A 20128-nucleotide genomic window follows, 5' to 3' on the forward strand; every position below is an offset into this window, starting at 1 on the left:
ATGAAATTATACAATACGATTTTTTATTTTAAAGACAATTTGTCAATCTAAGTGCGACAGTTCTTCCTGAAACCCTTCATGGGCAGTTTTCTGTATGAAGTAAGTGATGTGATAACTTCTACTTTATACGAAGCGATATGGGCTTTTTTCTTTAGGTGTCGCACTTAATAATACAATGTGTCGATACATAAAATATTTTTAACTCATTACCCTCTGTACATAAAATAAATTTGATTTGCAATATAATCTGAACTAAAGTGAAGTCCATTCCTTATCCACCACATGATAATACCTACCAAAGAGGCTGTTTTTTATCAACATTAAATCAGACGCTAGTGAACTACCCACCACTTAGTATCTCTTACGATCTTACTTGAAGTGAGGGCTTCTCGGTTCATCGTTACTTTTGATAGCTAACGAATTTTTCTTAGGACAGCCGAGCTAACTCCCTTGTTCCAAAGGTTATTTCTTCCGATTTATATCAATGCTAATAACCGCATGGCTTCCTTTTTGATATTGATAGCTGCGTTATAGTCACGACTTATTGTTAGTCCACACGAACACTCATACGTGCGTTCAGATAATGACATTTCTTTTTTGTTTCCACAACGACTACACATCTTTGTAGAAGGAAACCATTTATCTATTTTTACAAGCTGTTTACCTTGTTCTTGTAGCTTATATGCTAAAAATGTCGTGAACATCCCCCAACCGTTATCAAGGATACTTTTACCAAAGCGAAGGGCTCGTGACATTCCTTTCATATGTAAGTCTTCGATTGCTACAACGTCAAAATTTGCAGCTAATTCTTTAGACTTATGATGAAGGAAATTCTTACGTTGATTGGCGACCTTTTCATGCAACTTAGCGACACGAATGCGTTGTTTATTCCAGCGCTCTGAACCTTTCACACGTCTTGCTAATACTCGTTGCGCTTTTGCTAACCTGTCTAGCATCTGACGATAAAAGCGAGGATAATTGGCTTTCTCATCTTCGCTACTCACATACAATTCAGCCATTGCGAAGTCTAATCCAACTACACTTTCTACTTCTTTCTGAACGATTTCCTTTTCATATTCAGTCAAAACAGACACATAATACTTACCAGTTGGTGTCATCGAAATCGTGCACGATTTAATGATATGATTTTGCGGTATCTCCCTATGTTGCTTCAGTTTCACCATTTTCAGTTTCGGTAATTTGATATAACCATGAAATAACATAATATTTCCGTTTACTCGATTCGTTGTATAGGATTTTCTGCTCTTTCTACTTTTGAATGTAGGAAAATCACTTTGACCACTAAAAAAATTCTTATATGCCGTTTGCAAGTTTAATTGAGCGTTAGCCAATGCCAATGAATCGACTTCTTTCAACCATTCATACTCTGCTTTGTATTTCGCAGGAGTAGGGAATTTTTGTTTCTTTAGTTCTTCCTTTTTCTCTTTGTACTGTTCGTATACTTTTTTCCGTTCAGCCAGCATTTTGTTATACACAAAGCGTACACACCCGAAAGTTTTACGTATCAGATAGGCTTGTTTTTCTGTTGGATACAGACGAAACTTGTACGCCTTATTATGCTTTGTCATATCAGTTCATCTCACTTTCCCATAAACGTTCCTACTTTATCTATGGCGGTGATAACACTGCATGATTATCTAATTTCATTGTTATACCAAACTTTAGCTCTTATAAAGCTGATTATAGCAGAGGCGAAATAAATAAGAAAACTAATTTTTTTGGCTACGCCAAACCGCAATTCATCTCCCACCTACCGTTGGACTACTGTCCTTCACACGCTTGAGGAAGGACACTTCTTTCGGATAATGCGTTAAATGTGGCGATGAGTAATTTAATGGAAGTATTTGATGTTTCGGCTGCTACAGTACAATGGCTATCAACAGGATTTATGCTCATAAATGGCGTTCTAGTGCCAATTGCTGCATTTTTAATGAAACGATTTACAACAAGGCAGCTATTTATTAGCTCGATGCTCTCTTTGTTTATTGGGACTGTTCTCTGCGCATGTGCTATTGGAACAGCAGTCATCATCACTGTATATACAATTCAATCTACTTCACAGTTATCTAGTGAGAACGGAAGCATATCAGCTATGCAAGTAACAAAATTAGCTTCTATCTTCAGCTCAAGTGATGCCTATGTATTTATGTTAGTCTTATCTTTTGTAGCTTTGATTATCGCATGTTTTATGCCTAAAAAAGTAGCACTCCAAAAATCCGAAAGTAAATCTTAAAACAAAAAATCCTACTCGTTTTCTATACGAGTAGGATTTTTTATTATTTATTTCGTTTCCCCGTCTTCAGTCGTCTTCACCTTCGTTTTATCTTTATCACGATTGTTATAGTTATATTTAGAAGGTTCTACCGGTGTAAATCCTTCTGGTGTGTAGAATCGTAATAAGTCACCGTTAACAACTTGGTCGGAGTATTTTAGTGATTTTTGAACCATTTGTTCGTTTTGTTTTATTTCATCTGTAAATTCTACAGGTTTCCCAGTCGCTGTATCATAATATTTGCCGTTAAGTGCAGTAACTGTTGGGCTTACGTAGTTACCGTTACGGAACGGAACGACTTGTTTATGCTCTGGTGATAATAAATCTGATCCGAATTGGACATAATTCTTTGTATCTGTACCTAGTAAGTGTAATAACGTTGGAAGAACGTCAATTTCTCCGCCGTATTGATGTTGTACGCCGCCTTTCATTCCTGGTACGCGAATGATTAAAGGTACACGTTGTAATTGAGCATTTTCAAATGAGTTCATTTCTTTACCCATTATTTGAGACATTGCTGCACTATGATTATCTGAAATACCGTAATGATCACCGTACATAACGATAATTGAGTTATCGTATAGACCAGATTGTTTCAAGTAATCAATGAATCCTTTTACAGATTCATCTAAATAGCGTGCTGTTTGGAAGTACGTATCTACTGATGAATCACCTGTTTTAGCTGGTTCAATCGTTGCTTCCGCTTTATCAATCGGATAAGGGAAATGGTTCGATAACGTAATGAACTTCGTATAGAACGGTTGTTTCAACGTTTGTAATAACGGAATTGATTCATTAAAGAACGGTTTATCTTTTAAGCCATAGTTTACTACATCTTTTTCATTCATATCGTAGTATGACGCATCAAAGAATTTATTAAAACCAAATGATTTATAAATTTCATCACGGTTCCAGAATGTTTTGTAGTTACCGTGGAACACTGCTGATGTGTATCCTTGTTGACCTAAAATAGCTGGTGCTGATTGATACGTGTTATGAGCTTTATTTGTAAAAACAGATCCTTGTGGTAATCCAAACATTGAGTTCTCTAACATGAACTCCGCATCAGATGTTTTACCCTGTCCTGTTTGATGGAAGAAGTTATCAAAGTATAACGTATTCGCATCTTTTGTAAATGAGTTTAAGAATGGTGTAACCTCTTGACCATTTAGTTTATAGTTTAGTAAAAAGTTTTGGAATGACTCTAAATGAATATAAATTACGTTCATTCCTTTTCCTTTACCGAAATACTCAGGATTTGGACTTGCATAAGTTGATGTAAGATAGTTTCTAACTTCTGTCATATTATCTCCATCCGCTAATGCTCGTTCTGTTGATGCTTTCGCACTTTGAATACCATCATAAATCGTAAAGTTGTACGCCCCTAAATATTTCACGATATAATTGCGGTCAAATGTTCTAGTTAATAACTCAGGACGGTCAGATTCTGCCAGACCTAAGTTAACGCTAAATAATAAAATACCTGCTACAAATACTAGAGATAATTTATGCTTCGCAACACGGATTGGTTTAGGATTTACAAATTTCGTTGCGACTAAAACAATTAAAATGATTGTATCTAAGAAATATAGTGGATCATATAAGTGTAGCAATGCAAAAATACTACCACCTAAATCTCCAAAGTTATTCGATTGTGTTAATGTCGGGAACGTAATAAAGTCGCTGAAAAAGCGATAATATACTACGTTTGCGTATAAAAGTATAGACATTAGCAAATTAATAATAATTAACCAAATGTAAGCTCGTTTCCCTTTTGCGAATAATGCGAGCCCTAAAAATAGAACTGCTGAGCTTAACGGGTTGAAAAACAGTAAGAACTTTTGGATTGTGTTCGATATCCCTAAATTAAATTCTGTCACATATGCGGCATATGTTTTTAACCAAAGTAAAATAACGGCAAATACGAAAAATCCAAAATGATTACTTAATACTCGTTTACTCTTCAATAAAAATTGTTGCATCTCTCCACCTCTTTTGATCATCCAAGGCTTATTTTATATAAGTCTGTCTCTCTATTCAATTTTTCTTCTTCAAATAGATTTTATTTGTTTAACTATATGAAGAATATTAGTAATTATAATTTGTAGCTTTTATTTATTCAACTATTTCTTTTTAAACATTTTGACCTTGGTTTCTATTTAACAAAACACATTTGTAACATTTCCTGTTTTCTCCCAAGGCTCATCCACTAATTATGACTCCACAAACTATAATCCTTTATTTCCTCATTTGCAAACTAATCTATCTCCAATTTTGGTACATTCATGTAAACTACCCAATTTCATAAAATAAAAAGTGTAGTTTGGGCAATTTGCTCAAACTACACTTTTTCGACTACCGTTTATCATCCTTTGTAGCTATTCCCTCTTCTTTTAACCAATTCTTTCAGTCCCATGAATATTACATTCCAACCATTCTCAGAGCCATCATGACACCCCTTTAAAGCTTTTTCAACATCATATTTTGTCCAATCTTCTTCATGAGCAACGATTATATTTTGTGAAAATATCATTTTAAATCTTTGTTGTTTCTCTTTTATTTCAACTGTGATTTTATCTAATAATTCACTAAACTGCGGCGTTTTTAATGTAAATACTAATTTTTTTTTAGGAAGATTCATTTCGATATATTCCCCAATTGCTCGATAATCTTTTCCGCCACGATGATCAATAAGAAGTATTTTTCGTTACTTTATTTGTTCCTTCCAACGCAAAAAATCATTTCTTCATCAGTTTTTGGTTTATCCATGCTTCAAATCTTTTTCAAGTGCAACATCAAAATCCTTCACCATCATTAATATTATTCTTGAATAATTATTCATTTCAGTCCCTTCTTTATTTAAATGCAAAGATTGTATTTCTTTTCAACAAAACCCCCGCTCTCATAAAAGAGAGTGGGGGTTTTAATCATTCATTATTGACCTTTGTACATTGCATCAACTTGTTTTTGAAGTTCTTCATTTTCTAAGAACTCATCATACGTTGCTACCTTATCAACTACACCGTTTGGCGTTACTTCGATAATACGGTTTGCAATTGTTTGTACGAACTGATGGTCATGAGAAGTGAATAGTAATGTTCCTTTAAATGTGATTAAACCGTTGTTTAATGCTGTAATAGACTCAAGGTCTAAATGGTTCGTTGGATCATCTAATGTTAATACGTTTGCACCGCTTAACATCATTTTAGATAACATACAACGAACTTTTTCTCCTCCAGATAAAACAGAAACGTTTTTCTTTACTTCTTCACCGGAGAATAGCATACGGCCTAAGAAACCACGTAAGAAACTTTCTGATTCATCTTGTGGAGAGAACTGACGTAACCAATCAATTAAAGTGTAATCACTGTTCTCGAAGTACTCAGAGTTATCTCTTGGGAAATGAGCTTGAGATGTTGTTACACCCCATTTGAATGAACCGCTATCTGGCTCCATTTCACCCATAAGAATTTTAAATAATGTTGTCATCGCAATATCGTTACGTCCGATAAATGCAACTTTATCACCTTTATTTAAAGTGAAGTTCACATTATCTAATACTTTTTCTCCGTCGATTGTTTTAGAAATACCTTCAACCGTTAATAAGTCATTTCCTACTTCACGCTCTGGTGTGAAACCAACGAACGGATAACGACGTGATGACGGTCTAATATCATCTAATGTAATTTTATCTAATAATTTTTTACGAGAAGTTGCTTGCTTCGCTTTAGATGCGTTTGAGCTAAAGCGCGCAATAAAGTTTTGTAACTCTTTTACTTTTTCTTCTTTTTTCTTGTTAGAATCTTGCGTTAGTTTTAATGCTAATTGGCTTGATTCATACCAGAAGTCATAGTTACCAACGTACAATTGAATTTTACCGAAATCAAGGTCAGCCATGTGCGTACATACTTTATTTAAGAAGTGACGGTCATGGGATACAACGATAACTGTATTATCAAAGTTCATTAAGAAGTTTTCTAACCATTGAATCGCTTTTAAGTCCAAATGGTTGGTAGGCTCATCTAGTAATAGAATGTCAGGTTGACCGAATAAAGCTTGAGCAAGTAATACTTTTACTTTCTCTGCCCCTGTTAATTCAGACATCTTTTTATCATGAATATCTTCGCCGATACCTAATCCTTTTAGAAGGATTGCAGCTTCTGACTCAGCTTCCCAACCGTTTAGCTCAGCGAACTCACCTTCAAGTTCTGCAGCACGCATGCCATCTTCATCACTAAAGTCTTCTTTCATGTAAATTGCATTTTTCTCTTGCATTACTTTATAAAGACGTGTGTGACCCATCATTACTGTTTCTAGTGCAGGGAACTCTTCATATTCGAAGTGATTCTGTTTTAATACTGCTAGACGCTCACCTGGCGTAATATGTATGTCACCTGTTGATTGGTCAATTTCTCCAGATAAAATCTTTAGAAATGTTGATTTACCAGCACCGTTTGCTCCAATTAAACCATAGCAATTACCTGGCGTGAATTTTATGTTAACATCTTCAAATAATTTGCGATCTGCGAAACGCAAACTAACGTTACTTACTGTAATCATTTGTGTCCTCCTACTAATACCGCTTATTTCAGCGTTTTCTCACCGATTGTCTTAAAAAATCGCATATTACGACTCAATTATTGTAGACTATAGCTATTATATAGTAGAAGCTGGATGAATAGCAACGGTTGATTAGCTTTCTACAATGAAATCGAATAGTTTTTATCCATTCCCCTAGTTATTTTTTGTATATCATCGACCTCTTTCTAATATCCCCATTCGCTTCTCATTCTGTAATACATTGGATCATTTTTTCATTTCATATTTTATATACAAAAAACCTGTAGAGAAAACATTCCCTACAGGTTTTTCTTATTTCATATTTATTATTTTCTCTTTATAACTCTTCAATTTACTCGCCAATCCTATTAAAGCAGGTAACAATATCGGCATTACAATTAAAGCTAATAATAAAAGAGCAACGCCAACAACGGATGCTACTTGTATAAGTGTCAATACTCCTGAAGGAATTAACGCTGCAAATGTCCCTCCTAAAATAAGTGCCGCTGATAATACGACTCCTCCTATGTGACGAGATGCATTTACAATTTTCGTTACTGAATCCCCTTCTAGCTCATTGTATCGCATCATAACGAAGATGCTATAATCCACTCCTAAAGCGACAATCATAATGAAGCTAAAGAATGGAACATTCCAGCTTAATGACTCTACGTTTAATACATGTGCACTAATTTGTTCACTTATACCAAGTGATGCAAAGTACGCTAAAATTAACGACCCAATAATAAAGATTGAGTTTAAGAATGAGCGTGTAATCACGATTAATACAAGCGAAATCCCTAATAACATAATCGTAGCAGTACGTAGGAAATCTTGCCCGGTTACTTCTTTTAAATCAACGTTTCTAGCTGTTGTCCCGCCAATTGCTTTTTTCGCATCATTTAGTTCTGTTCCCTTTAACGTACCATCTATCGTTTTATTAATTTCTTGAATGATAGGCATCGCTTCTTTTGAATACGGGTTTACGTCTAAAATAATTGTCATTTTAGCAGTTTTTCTATCATGTGACATGTACGTATTCAATGCTTTTTGGAAATCTTCTCCTTCTAAAACTTCTTTCGGAATATAAAATTTCTCAGAGCTTTTCGACTCATTTAGCTCTCCTAAATATTTTTGAGCATCCCCTAGGCCATTACTTACTTTTCCAAGCCCTTCTGTACTTTTAGATAAGCCTGATTGTAATTGCCCCATCTTTTCTTGCAAATCTTTCAGTCCAGTTAATAACTGTCCTTGTCCATCGTTTATTTTCGTTAATCCAGATTGTAAGTCAGCCGATTTGTTCGAAATTTGTTTTGAACCTGTAGCTCCTTCGTTCAATCCATTTTTCAGTTCAGCAGCTCCTTTTTGTAGTTGCGTTACTCCATTGTTCATTTCCTTTAAAACATTATCTACTTTTAATAATGATTGATTTGCTTCTTTAAATGAACTCATCGCTGCTTTGTGCTGCGTTGCTAATTGATTTAATTCGTTGGAAAGCCCACTCAATTGCTTCTGAGCCTCTTTTGCAATTCCTAATGTTTGCTGCACATTAGGATCATTTGCTAATTCTGGTTTTGTTTGAATGAAATTGTTCATTAGCGTTTCAATTTGTTCATATCCTTTTTTCGCACCATCAATCGCTTGAGAAATACTTCCGAAATATTGATCGTACGAACTTAAACCTTTTTCTAACTGAGCATAACCAGCATGAAGCTGCGAAGTTGCATTTGACAGGGCATTGATATTTCCGTTTAATGATGCTAGCCCATCCTCTATTTGCTTCGCTCCTTGTGCTCCATTGTTTATTCCATTCGATAATTGATTTAAAGCTGTCCCTAATGCTGATACGCCATTTTTCGCTTCATTTGTTCCATCAATTAACTTTTGAACATTTGCAAGACTATTTGAGTCATTACTACCCATTTTATCTTTCGCATCAGTTAATCCTTCATTAATTTCTTTTATGCCACCATTTGCATCTCCTAAGCCTGTATTCAATTCTCCGGCTTGTTTATTTATATATAATTCTTTAATCTTATCTCCAGTTGGACGCGTCGGTGAATATACTTCTGAGACTCCTTTAACTTTCGAGATTTTATCAGTAAGTTCATCTAAAGTTTGTAAAGAAGTCGCCTCATCTAACTTTTTATCCGATTGAATGACTAACGTACTTGGTGAAGAGAAACCAGGCGAAAAATGCTCTTCTATTACGTTAATCCCCATTTTTGATTCATATTTATTATCCACTTCAAATAAATCATTGTAATTAAGCGTGTTAGAATATTTTAATACGAATGGAATCGATATCACGAATACGATAATTAAAGCGATAAATGGTCTTGCTACTGAATTTTTCGCAAAGAATCCCCATAAACGACTATCCTCATGTCCTTTAAATGTTTTAACTGGATAAAACATTCCTTTTCCTAATAGCACCATGAAAAATGGATTTAAAGTAGTTAATACGAGTAGTAATACTGCAACACCAATTGCTACTGCTGAAGTAGATTGATATAATTTAAAACTCGCTAAAGCAAGAGATGCAAAGCCAATTAGTACTGCTATCCCGCTATATAAAACGGTTTTACCTGCCGATTTAAACGTTTCTTTCGTAGCCAAAAATGCATTTTCTTGTTTACTTAATTCTTCTTTAAACCTCGTATATAATAAAATGTTATAATCTGTTCCCACTCCAAACAGGACGACAACTACAAATACTTGCGTAAAGTTAGAAAACGGAAAATTAAATTGATCTACAAGATGAGAAATAATCCCCATTGAGACTAAATATGATACACCAACTGTAAGAAGAGAAACAATCGGAACAACTGGTGAACGGAATACAATGATTAATACTACAAGAATGAAAATGATTGAAATAACTTCTGTCTTTTTCACTCCCTCTTGAGAGGATGTAAGAAAATCACCCGCTATTAAATCACTTCCTGTTAAGTACGTTTTAACTCCTTTCGGTTTAATTTTATTATGAAGTACATTTGCAACTTTTGATATTTCACCATATTTTTTGTCTACCGATATTTGCGTTAAAATAGTCGTATTATCTTTAGAAACTAATTGTTTCTCCAGTTCTTTATTATCTAAATGTGAAACGACTTCCTTAATTCCCAATTGCTCTTTTTCATTTTGCAGGGCATTGATCGTTTTCGTTATTTCCTCTTTTTGTTCCTTCGTTAAAGCGTTTTTATCTCCACTATTAAAAACGGCTATAATCTCATACTTTTGAGCCCCTTCTTTATCCATCTCCTTTATCATCTTGTCAGCAATACTGCTTTGTTCTGTATTAGGAATCGTGATTTGCCCTTTTTCCTTCACTAACTGATCCATATTAGGCATCGTTACGACCATTGCAATAGTAATAACTATCCATAATAGAAAAGATAAACTTCTCCAACTTTTTAGCTTGCTCATTTGAATCATCTCCTGTTATTAGAGTTTCATGGTGCATAGAGAATGAACATTCATTCCCTGTTTTTGAAAATATCATTTCGGAATGAACGTTCATTCCTATTATCCTATTAAATTATTTTTCAATTCTATCAAATCACTACCCACGGAATGAATATTCATTCCTTAAATTGTGCAGTTATATCAACTCCTGTAATCGTTTTTTATATTTATTTAGGAATGAATGTTCATTCCTGTCCTTATAAAGCTATAGAATCAAATGATTCTAATAGCATTCCAAGAGCTTTCTTCCAATTCTTTTACTAATTCTTTTGAGTATTCTAACTGCCCCGTCGCCATTACTTTTATTAATTTTTCAAGTGGTTGATATACAATAATAATTAAAGCAATTATAGGCAATGGACGAAGAAAACCTTTTTCGATTCCATCTTCAATAATATTCATAAAGAAGCCTATAAAATCGTCAAATATTTTCTTACTCTGTTCATCAAGAAAATAACTATCACAGTGAGAATTTGTAAAAAGAAAAGCATCCACATTGTTTCTCGCAAATTCAAATAAACGGTTATACGTATGACTAAACTGTTCACGAATATTTGCTTCAACAGGAAAATCAGTTTTTATTGTTTCAGATAGCTGTAGCATACTTTTGGTAAATAATGAGTTAACGAGTGCCTCTTTATTTTCAAAATAGCGATAAATAGTACCCGCGCCAACTTTTGCTTTTTCAGCGATCATCGGAATTGTCGTACCATCGTAACCACGCTCTGCGAATAATTGTATAGCCGCTTCAAAAATGTCTTCTTGTTTATTTTTAGCCATTTTTCTCACCTCAATTTCCAGGAATGAAAATTCATTCCGTTTTTAATTATAAATTACATGAATTAAAAGTCAAGTGTGTAAATAAGCTATTGAAACATTTATCAAATAACACACTCAATTAAGATATTAATACATTTTTTGCGTTATCCCATCAAAAAATTCCTTTGTATCATCATGACTTAAAATCCTCAATACATCTTGTATCTTAAAAAATTGAACTTGACTTATTTCATTATCTTTTGGATGTAAATCTATTCTGTCACCTATATATTCTACATAAAACATAGTAGTTTCTTGCTCTTCATAACCAATTTTCATTTTGAGTTCTTCAGGAAAGCCAAAGCAAATTTTATCTTCAAATTGTTTTATAACTTTAAACTTTGTAGATCCAGTTTCTTCTTCCAGCTCTCTCAAAATAGCACTCTCTAAATCATTATCTGTATGTTTCACTCCACCTTTAGGAAAATCCCATTCCCCCTTTGGCATAGCATATTCTCCATCTATGTCGCTAATTTTCACCTTATGTACCAATAAAAATTCACTGTGTTGGAATACGACCGCACCTACAGCTTGCCTAATCATTCTATTTTTCCTCCTAAAATAATGATTTCACTCTATTAATAGAAAAGTACTATAATATAAAGGTTATCATTATAGTACTTTGTTACTCATACATAGCACATGACATTAATTAAAAGAAATCATAAATAAACGGCTTACGCACCGGCACTACATTCTCAAATGCACGTATCTCCTCTTCGCTACCGATTATTAAGTCTATTTCATTTAATTCTAGCGGTCGCTTGTAACCAAACATAATAGTAGATAACGCATTAATATCGATTTGAATTCCATTTTCTTTTGCTGTTTCTTCTTTAACGATTGTTATTTCATTATTTTTAAGTTGAACCGTTACGTTATTCCACGGTGCAAATGAATCTGTAATATGTAAAATTACTTCTTGCTCTTCGTTGTTCCAGTTCCATTCATATTGTTTGAAAAACTGTTCTACATCTACAATTCTTCCCATGAAATATGGAGTTACTTCTGCTTTTACTCGTGGTTCTTGTAATGTGTAAAGAAGTGGTTCTGTCTCACTTAGTATCATTTCTAGATCTTTAATCATAGAATCATGTTGGCAGATGAAGTTCCAAAGACCAATTCTTGCTTCATTATGTAATGGGACAAATTCTTCTACTTTCATTTTAGAATTCTCTATTTTGTATAAAATGTAACCAGCCGCCGTTTTATTTTCATCATAGTAAACTGCCAATGTTAAATCATGATACACCGCTTGTAGCCACCATTTACGTCCGCGAACTAACATACCAGAAAATCGTTCTGCAAATGTTTCATATAGATTCTCTACTTCTTCTGGATGATTATCTTTACTAAAACGTTTCACTGTACCATTCACTTGTTTTTTAATTATTAAATCGCTCTTTGTCATCTGACATACGATTCGATTCGCACAAAGTTCCCAGCCGTATTTACGATAAAATGAAACGGCAAATGGATGTAACATCGATACACTATATCCATCTCTTTTCATAGTTTGCAGTGAATGCTGAAGTAACTCTTTTACATATCCACTTCTTCTATGTTCCGGATACGTCGCTACCCCCGCAACGCCGCCCATTTTAAACTTTTCTTTTCCTATGTAAATATGAAAAGGAATTAAGTGCAACTTTGCAGCTAACTCTTCTCCTTCCATAATACCGTATATTTGATGGCTTTCCTTCATTCTTGCAATTTTCTGCTCTATCCATTCTTCATTTGCTTTATATTGAAAAGCATATTCTGATAAACGTAATGCTTCTCTAAACTTATCTTCTTTTAATTGTATAACGTTCATATATTTCTCCTCCATTCCTCGTTTGAATTATATCATAATTCAAACTATTATAGTTCGGTAAGTGAAATTACGAGGATGTTTCAACAAAAGATATCGATTTAGAAACAATCTAACATAAAGGCTCTTTTCAACTGCTTTCTATTGGGGGCATAAGAATATTAAAAGCCTTGCGTTCTCTTGGGTTTGCGAAGCTAAGAGGTCCCATTGAAAGTGATGAAACTTATGACAACGGCAACATTACGGGCATAAAAAAAACCAGTTGATTGAGAGAAACTGGTTCAATAAAGGTTTTATATTGGATATTCATTCAACCAAATTAATGCTTGTTCATAATCATCGAAAAATTTCACGGATTCTTTTGTATTGGATTGTTGTAAATAATTCATTATCTCCCCTTCTTCAAGGAGAAACGCAATTGCCTTACTGTGATTCAAAATGGTTTCATTGAAGAACTTATCTTTCCATGCTTTTTGAACAGAAAAATGATCTGGCGTGTATCCTTTTCTATCCACCAACAATTTGTATTTCCGACCCTCGGAAATGAATTGCTGACAAACCTGCTCGAAGCCATTAAACCATTCATAAACATCAGCTGTATTAATCTTGCCAATTAGATGAGTAACAATTAAATCCCCTGAAACTGTTGTGCTAATATTCTGTTTACTCAACTTGGAACCATCTCCCTTAGTTACAATTATGCGTAAAAATCTCATAAAATCAATAAGGATAAAATTCTTACGCAATAAAGCAACATTATTTACGAAAAAAGCCAACATAAAAAAGCAGATACATTGCATATCTGCTTCTCATCACTTTATTTAGCTAACGTTTGCAGTTCTTCAAAAAATGTAGGATACGATACACCTACTGCTTCTGCATCTTCAATCGTTGTTTCTCCTTCAGCTATACAGCCGGCAATCGCAAGCATCATTCCAATGCGGTGATCACCGTGACTATGTACTGTAGTTCCTTTTAGCTTACATTTACCGTAAATAATCATTCCGTCGTCGGTCGCTTCAATACGAGCTCCTAGTTTCATTAGTTCAGCAACGACTGTATCGATACGATTCGTTTCTTTCACTTTTAGCTCGTGTGCATCTTTAATGACTGTAATTCCATCTGCTTGTGTTGCCGCTAAAGCGATAATTGGGATTTCATCAATCAGTCGTGGAATGATATCTCCACCGATTTCGATTCCTTTCAGCGGCGATGTTTCAATTGTAATATTTGCAGCAGGTTCTGATGCTCCTTCGTTAATCTGCTCTACAGTAAACGTAGCGCCCATTTTCTCAAGAACATCAATAATACCTGTACGAGTCGGATTCATCCCCACATTTTGTAATAGTAGTTTACTATTTGGAATAATTGCACCTGCTACTAAGAAAAATGCCGCTGATGATACATCACCTGGCACTTGAACATCTGTTGCTGTTAACTTCTGTCCACCCGCTAGTTTTACAGTTTTCCCCACGCGAGTTACCTTTACACCGAACGCTTCAAGCATTCTTTCCGTATGGTCGCGGGAAATATGTGGTTCTGTAACAGTTGTTACACCTTCTGCACGAAGTCCTGCAAGTAAAATAGCTGACTTTACCTGTGCGCTTGCTACAGGTGAAGTGTACTCAATTGCTTTTAAATCTCCGCCACGTATTGTGAGCGGCGTAAATGTTCCTTCTTCTCGGCCATCAATTTTTGCGCCCATTTGTTTTAATGGATTTGTAACACGTTTCATCGGTCTTTTTGCGATAGACGCATCACCTTGTACGCAAGAGAAAAATGGTGTGTTAGCCAAAATCCCTGACATTAATCGGATCGTTGTACCAGAATTACCAACATCTAATACAGCTTTTGGCTCTTGCAAACCTTCTAATCCTTTTCCAATTACCGTAACTTCTTCTCCATTTTGCGTTATCTCTACTCCCATTTCTTTAAAACAAGAAATAGTACTTAAACAATCCGCACCAGGAAGAAATCCTTTAATTGTTGTTTTACCTTCCGCGATTGCGCCAAACATGACAGCGCGATGGGAAATTGATTTATCTCCAGGGATTGTAATTGTGCCATTCAATCCGTTATTTACAGTTTGTACTCTTTTTTCTTTCACGTTGTCACCCTCCTCATTAAATTGTTTCATACGTTTGGTATTCTTCTTTTCCGAGCGCAATTTTTGCCTGCGTTCGATCCTCTTCTCTTTGGAAACTAATTCGTAAAACTCCGAGCAATCCTTCGCGTGCTTCTAATATTTGCAAGTTCGTAATACTAATTTCTTCTTCTGCTAGAATGCTTGTGATATGGGCTAATGCCCCTACTTTATCTAAAACGTCGACGTATAAGTCGTGATAGGCAGGAATCGCCCCTCTTTTTCGAACTGGTAAAGAGTCACGATATTCTTTCGCATCTGCAAAATAACTTTGTATTTCTCCTGCATCTCCTTTAGAAACCGTCTTATATAGCTCTTCCATTTCTGAAATCCATTCTTCTAATAGTTCCAATAAATGCCCGCGATTTTGCTTTACGATATCACTCCACATTTTCGGACTACTTGATGCAATACGTGTTATATCTTTAAATCCGCCTGCCGCTAGTTGATGAATAAGCGGATTATCACCAGCATGTTTCTCAACTTGTTTTACTAATCCTGCTGCAATTAAATGTGGGAAATGACTAACTATTCCTGTTATATAATCATGTTCTTTTGTATTTAATACAAGAAAATGAGAGCCTGTTCCTTTTAACCATTCTTTTAGCTCGTCTACTTGATCCGCCTGCACGTGATTCATTGGCGTTAAAATGTAAAATGCGTTTTCAAAAAGGTGTGCCTTTGCACTTTCAACTCCTGTTTTGTGAGAACCTGCCATCGGATGACCGCCGATAAATGAAACTTTCTTTGTTAATAAAGCTTCCGCTTCATTCATGATTGTCCCTTTCGTACTTCCTACATCGGTAACAATGACATCTTCTCGTAAATGAAATGATGCAAGTTTGTGTAACAACTTTTTCGTTTCTTCAACTGGAGAGGCAAATACAATTAAATTTGCCTCCTCACATGCACGCTGTAAATCTACTGCTACTTCATCAACTACATGTAATTCTTTTGCGCGCTCTACTTGCTCTTTAAATATGTCATAACCGATAATCGTTACATCGTGCTCTTTTTTAATCGCTAATGCAAGAGAGCCTCCTATTAATCCAGTACCGATTAATACTACCTTTTTACACATTTGCCTCATCTCGAGACTTACCTTTTTTATTTTCAAAGTGTTGTTTTAACACTGAAATCACTCCTTCATTTTGTTCCCTAGTTCCGATTGTAATACGGACACCATTTGGGAACGGACGAATAATAAACCCTGTGTGTGCACAAGCTTCATAAATCTCTCCCCCATTATCTACTGGTAAGAAGATGAAGTTTGTTTGCGACGGATAAAATGGAATTTCATTTTCCGTACAAAAACGTTCGTATTGTTGTAATCCCTCTGTATTAACACGTACAATTTCTTCAATAAATGCTTCATCGTTAAAAGCAATCGTCGCTGCTTTTTGCGCTAATGAAGATACGTTAAATGGCAAACGTACGACATTTAATTTCTCGATTAACTCTTCCTGTCCAATCGCATACCCAACGCGGAAAGAAGCTAATCCGTACGCTTTAGAAAATGTTCTAAGTACAAGAATGTTGTTATGTTTTTCTAGAAGCGGTAATGTCTCAGGGAAATCTTTTGCTGTTACGTATTCATAGTACGCTTCATCAATGACAATTAACGTATTTTCACTAATGCTTTCAATGAATTGAGTCAATTTTCGCTCATTCACATATGTGCCTGTCGGGTTGTTCGGATTACAAATCCATACGATTTTTGTATGTCCATCAACTGCTGAAGAAATTTCATCTAGATCATATACACCGTTCTTTAAAGAAATTTCTTTCACTTCACAGCCTTCAATAATTGCATGATGACGGTACTGAGGGAATGTCGCGCCAGCAGTTACGATATTATCTCCTTTACAGAGCACTGCACGACTTATAATTTGAATGACTTCATCAAGTCCACTACCACAAAGCACTTGTTCCATTTGCACTTGTAATTTCTCTGCAATTGTTTGACGGAGTACTTCAGCACCTCCGTCAGGATATAAAGCATGTTCCTGCCACGATTTTTGTAATTCTCCTAAAACACGAGGTGAACAGCCAAATGGATTTTCATTTGATGCTAACTTAACAAATGAATGATTCCCGTATACTTCTTTCATTTGCTCTGGTGATTTACCTGGTTTATACGGTTGTAATGATGATAGTTGATCTTTTACTCGCATGTTAAATCCACCTTTTCATTAAAATTCTTTTGCGTATTTGTTATGTTGCGAAATATTTTGTTTTAGTAATTCCATGCGATCTTTTCCGAATTGCTCGACTAGTGCACCGGCAAGTTCCCATGCAACGACAGCTTCAGCTACAACACCTGCTGCTGGTACTGCACAGCTATCAGATCTCTCAATACTCGCTTGGAACGCTTCTTTCGTATCAATATCTACGCTTGCTAACGGTTTATATAATGTAGGAATTGGCTTCATTACGCCTCTTACGACAATTGGCATACCTGTTGTCATACCGCCTTCTAAACCGCCGGCATTATTCGTATTTCTCGTGTATCCTTTTTCTTCATCCCATAAAATTTCATCGTGCACTTTACTTCCCGGCTGTCTTGCCGCTTCAAAACCAATTCCGATCTCAGCACCTTTAAACGCATTCACGCTCATAATAGCACCGGCAAGTTTTGCATCTAATTTGCGGTCGTAATGAACGTAGCTACCAACTCCAATTGGCATTCCTTCTGCAATGACTTCGACAATACCGCCTATAGAATCTCCGCTACTTTTCGCATCATCAATCGCATTCATCATCTCTTGTTCTACTTCTTTATCTAAACATCGAACTGGTGAATTTTCAGTAATCGTTTGAATTTCTTCAATTGGTAAGTTTGAAATACGCTTCGCTTGTACCCCACCAATTTCAAGAACATGCCCTGCAATTTCCACGCCTAATTCTTTCAAAATTTGTTTCGCAACTGCACCAGCAGCAACACGAACTGTCGTTTCTCTTGCAGAAGAGCGCTCTAATACGTTTCTTATATCACGATGGCCGTATTTAATTGCCCCGTTTAAATCCGCATGTCCTGGACGTGGTTTCGTTATAGTACGTTTCATTTCTTTACTTTCTTGCTCCGAAATCGGGTCTGCACCCATTACTTTCGTCCAATGTTTGAAATCATCATTTTTTACGATTAACGTAATCGGTGATCCAAGTGTCATCCCGTGACGAACACCACTTACAATTTCAACAGTATCAGTTTCAATTTGCATGCGTCTTCCGCGCCCATGCCCTTTTTGTCTTCTTAATAATTCTTTATTAATATGTTCCGCTGTTAATGTTAAACCTGCTGGTACACCTTCTAAAATAACTGTTAACTGCGGCCCATGTGATTCTCCAGCTGTAATGTATCTCATTTCTCTTGCCCCTTTACTATTTTTTTGTACAAAAAAGTCCCTACTGAGCGCTCAGTAGGGACGATGTTTATCGCGGTACCACCCTAGTTGTAGACTTCTTTCGTCTACCTCTCTTCTTCTTTAACGATCGTTTGACCGTCTTTCTCTCCAAAAGTTGGCGGGAAAGATGCTCCAAGGCTGTAATTCATGCTTACCTTTGTACTGATTCACACCGGCCATCAGCTCTCTTTAACAGTGAGATAAGCACTACTGTTTCCTCTTCAGTGCATTTATGATATGGAATTAAGATAATTTATTTTTGAAACCTTTTAACTCATCCATGAATCTATGGAATTCTGGAATATCCATTTGTTGCGCAGAATCTGATAACGCAACTGCTGGGTCTGGATGAACTTCAGCCATTACTGCATCTGCTCCAATAGCAAGTGCCGCTTTCGCTGTTGGTAATAGTAAATCTCTACGTCCAGTTGAATGTGTTACGTCAACGATAACTGGTAAATGTGTTTCTTTCTTTAAAATCGGTACTGCTGAAATATCTAATGTGTTACGTGTCGCTCTTTCGTATGTGCGAATACCACGCTCACATAGAATAATTTGGTCGTTTCCTTGTGCAATAATGTATTCCGCTGCATTAATGAACTCATCAATTGTTGCTGCTAATCCACGTTTTAGTAATACTGGCTTATTAACCTTACCTACAGCTCGTAGTAAATCAAAGTTTTGCATGTTACGTGCACCAACTTGAATTACATCAACGTAGTCTAGCGCCATTTCCACATCGTTCGGATTTAAAATTTCACTAATAATCGCTAAGTCGAACTCATCTGCTACTTGGCGTAAAATTTGTAAACCTTCTACTCCTAAACCTTGGAAATCGTATGGAGATGTTCTCGGTTTGAAAGCACCACCGCGCATTAATTTTAAGCCTTGGTCTTTCATAGCTTGCCCTACTTGGCGAACTTGCTCTAAACTTTCTACCGCACAAGGTCCCATGATGAACGTTTGTGTTCCGTTTCCAATCAATTCACCTTTAACATTAACAATTGTATTTTCTTTTTTCTTTTTACGTGAAACTAGTAATGCTTTACGGTTATCATCTTCTTGTAATTCTAAGCTTGCTTTGAAAATCGTTTTGAAAATATGTTGAATCGTTGACGTTTCGAATGGTCCTTCGTTATGCTCTGCAAGCATATCAAGTACTTCACGCTCACGTACTGGATCAAAGCGTTTCGTACCTTGTACTTGTTTTTGCTCCCCAATCTTTTGAACGATTTCACCGCGTTTGTTTAATAGGTGTAATAGTTGTAAGTTAATTTCATCTACCTGTTTACGTAATTGATCTAATTCATGATTTGCCATTTGGAAATCCTCCTCTAATGTTTTAAAAGTATAGTAAGAGAATAAAAAATTCTCTATTTTCTGAACTGGTTAATTATACAAATTTAAAGTGGAATCGATACCTCTTCTTATTTTAAACTAATAATTACCATAAAGACACTAACTACTAGTTAATAAGCCACTTTTTTGTACAAAAAAGCCCTACTGATTCAATCAGTAGGGACGATATTTATCGCGGTACCACCCTAGTTGTAGACTTATTTCGCCTACCTCTCTTCATTGTTAACGATCATCTGACCGTCTTTCCCTTCATAAAGACAATAACTATC

The 20128-nt window shown here is 35.5% G+C and carries 14 protein-coding genes, 2 pseudogenes and 2 other annotated features (1 of these 18 only partly in view); of the genes and pseudogenes, 1 reads left to right on the plus strand and 15 read right to left on the minus strand.

Translation table 11 applies throughout. The features are described 5' to 3' along the window. Positions 1 to 206 precede the first annotated feature (206 nt). Both MKY70_RS15450 and MKY70_RS15455 read right to left on the minus strand, forming a co-directional pair. Positions 207 to 311 (minus strand): annotated as a pseudogene (locus MKY70_RS15450) (TetR/AcrR family transcriptional regulator); the annotation flags it as partial. Between the two features lie 165 nt (positions 312 to 476). Further along, positions 477 to 1589, minus strand: coding sequence for an RNA-guided endonuclease TnpB family protein (locus MKY70_RS15455; RefSeq protein WP_131247682.1), 1113 nt, complete (start codon positions 1587 to 1589; stop codon positions 477 to 479). 227 nt (positions 1590 to 1816) lie between these two features. Between MKY70_RS15455 and MKY70_RS15460 the strand changes: the two are divergent. After that, a pseudogene (locus tag MKY70_RS15460) lies at positions 1817 to 2074 on the plus strand (MFS transporter); the annotation flags it as partial. Between the two features lie 227 nt (positions 2075 to 2301). Here the strand turns inward: MKY70_RS15460 and MKY70_RS15465 are convergent. The 13 genes from MKY70_RS15465 to MKY70_RS15525 form a co-directional block, all read right to left on the minus strand. Further along, positions 2302 to 4275, minus strand: a complete 1974-nt coding sequence (locus MKY70_RS15465; RefSeq protein WP_341025048.1) for an LTA synthase family protein — start codon at positions 4273 to 4275, stop codon at positions 2302 to 2304. A 383-nt stretch (positions 4276 to 4658) separates the two neighbouring features. Next, complete coding sequence (locus MKY70_RS15470; protein ID WP_341025050.1) at positions 4659 to 4934, minus strand: hypothetical protein; 276 nt, start codon at positions 4932 to 4934, stop codon at positions 4659 to 4661. Positions 4935 to 5227: 293 nt separating this feature from the next. Then, a complete protein-coding gene (locus MKY70_RS15475; RefSeq protein ID WP_002013447.1) occupies positions 5228 to 6853 on the minus strand; it encodes an ABC-F family ATP-binding cassette domain-containing protein in 1626 nt (541 codons plus the stop codon). A 312-nt stretch (positions 6854 to 7165) separates the two neighbouring features. Next, positions 7166 to 10282, minus strand: coding sequence for an MMPL family transporter (locus MKY70_RS15480; protein WP_341025054.1), 3117 nt, complete (start codon positions 10280 to 10282; stop codon positions 7166 to 7168). Positions 10283 to 10534: 252 nt separating this feature from the next. After that, positions 10535 to 11101: a TetR/AcrR family transcriptional regulator gene (locus MKY70_RS15485; RefSeq protein ID WP_341025055.1), complete on the minus strand. Its 567-nt coding sequence runs from the start codon at positions 11099 to 11101 to the stop codon at positions 10535 to 10537. A 126-nt stretch (positions 11102 to 11227) separates the two neighbouring features. After that, positions 11228 to 11683: an NUDIX domain-containing protein gene (locus MKY70_RS15490; protein WP_131247690.1), complete on the minus strand. Its 456-nt coding sequence runs from the start codon at positions 11681 to 11683 to the stop codon at positions 11228 to 11230. Between the two features lie 109 nt (positions 11684 to 11792). Further along, entirely contained in the window at positions 11793 to 12956 is a 1164-nt protein-coding gene (locus MKY70_RS15495; protein WP_328057262.1) for a GNAT family N-acetyltransferase, read from the minus strand. Positions 12957 to 13246: 290 nt separating this feature from the next. Further along, positions 13247 to 13753 (minus strand): SpoIIAA family protein, encoded by a 507-nt coding sequence (locus MKY70_RS15500; protein WP_016101187.1) that lies wholly within the window; start codon positions 13751 to 13753, stop codon positions 13247 to 13249. A gap of 17 nt (positions 13754 to 13770) precedes the next feature. Beyond that, complete coding sequence (gene aroA, locus MKY70_RS15505) at positions 13771 to 15060, minus strand: 3-phosphoshikimate 1-carboxyvinyltransferase (RefSeq protein WP_215576400.1); 1290 nt, start codon at positions 15058 to 15060, stop codon at positions 13771 to 13773. Positions 15061 to 15076: 16 nt separating this feature from the next. Next, positions 15077 to 16177, minus strand: a complete 1101-nt coding sequence (gene tyrA, locus MKY70_RS15510) for a prephenate dehydrogenase (RefSeq protein ID WP_002084896.1) — start codon at positions 16175 to 16177, stop codon at positions 15077 to 15079. After that, complete coding sequence (gene hisC / locus MKY70_RS15515; RefSeq protein WP_131247698.1) at positions 16170 to 17270, minus strand: histidinol-phosphate transaminase; 1101 nt, start codon at positions 17268 to 17270, stop codon at positions 16170 to 16172. The genes tyrA and hisC overlap by 8 nt, the downstream gene beginning before the upstream one ends. A gap of 18 nt (positions 17271 to 17288) precedes the next feature. Beyond that, the gene (gene aroC / locus MKY70_RS15520) at positions 17289 to 18461 is read right to left on the minus strand and encodes a chorismate synthase (RefSeq protein WP_328057266.1); all 1173 of its coding nucleotides are present in this window, start codon (positions 18459 to 18461) and stop codon (positions 17289 to 17291) included. Positions 18462 to 18514: 53 nt separating this feature from the next. Then, positions 18515 to 18734 (minus strand) — a binding site (T-box leader). A gap of 9 nt (positions 18735 to 18743) precedes the next feature. Beyond that, positions 18744 to 19820, minus strand: coding sequence for a bifunctional 3-deoxy-7-phosphoheptulonate synthase/chorismate mutase (locus tag MKY70_RS15525; RefSeq protein ID WP_002189979.1), 1077 nt, complete (start codon positions 19818 to 19820; stop codon positions 18744 to 18746). A 194-nt stretch (positions 19821 to 20014) separates the two neighbouring features. Continuing rightward, positions 20015 to 20128: a binding site (T-box leader), on the minus strand (it continues 123 nt past the right edge of the window).

Origin of the sequence: Bacillus sp. FSL R9-9492 (assembly GCF_038007365.1) — a bacterium.
Taxonomy (GTDB): Bacteria; Bacillota; Bacilli; order Bacillales; family Bacillaceae_G; genus Bacillus_A; species Bacillus_A mycoides.

Coding starts and splice junctions, on each gene's coding strand:
- MKY70_RS15455 (WP_131247682.1), bottom strand. CDS start 1,589: ATGACAAAGCATAATAAGGCGTACAAGTTTCGTCTGTATCCAACAGAA.
- MKY70_RS15465 (WP_341025048.1), bottom strand. CDS start 4,275: ATGCAACAATTTTTATTGAAGAGTAAACGAGTATTAAGTAATCATTTT.
- MKY70_RS15470 (WP_341025050.1), bottom strand. CDS start 4,934: ATGAATCTTCCTAAAAAAAAATTAGTATTTACATTAAAAACGCCGCAG.
- MKY70_RS15475 (WP_002013447.1), bottom strand. CDS start 6,853: ATGATTACAGTAAGTAACGTTAGTTTGCGTTTCGCAGATCGCAAATTA.
- MKY70_RS15480 (WP_341025054.1), bottom strand. CDS start 10,282: ATGAGCAAGCTAAAAAGTTGGAGAAGTTTATCTTTTCTATTATGGATA.
- MKY70_RS15485 (WP_341025055.1), bottom strand. CDS start 11,101: ATGGCTAAAAATAAACAAGAAGACATTTTTGAAGCGGCTATACAATTA.
- MKY70_RS15490 (WP_131247690.1), bottom strand. CDS start 11,683: ATGATTAGGCAAGCTGTAGGTGCGGTCGTATTCCAACACAGTGAATTT.
- MKY70_RS15495 (WP_328057262.1), bottom strand. CDS start 12,956: ATGAACGTTATACAATTAAAAGAAGATAAGTTTAGAGAAGCATTACGT.
- MKY70_RS15500 (WP_016101187.1), bottom strand. CDS start 13,753: ATGCAATGTATCTGCTTTTTTATGTTGGCTTTTTTCGTAAATAATGTT.
- tyrA (WP_002084896.1), bottom strand. CDS start 16,177: ATGTGTAAAAAGGTAGTATTAATCGGTACTGGATTAATAGGAGGCTCT.
- hisC (WP_131247698.1), bottom strand. CDS start 17,270: ATGCGAGTAAAAGATCAACTATCATCATTACAACCGTATAAACCAGGT.
- aroC (WP_328057266.1), bottom strand. CDS start 18,461: ATGAGATACATTACAGCTGGAGAATCACATGGGCCGCAGTTAACAGTT.
- MKY70_RS15525 (WP_002189979.1), bottom strand. CDS start 19,820: ATGGCAAATCATGAATTAGATCAATTACGTAAACAGGTAGATGAAATT.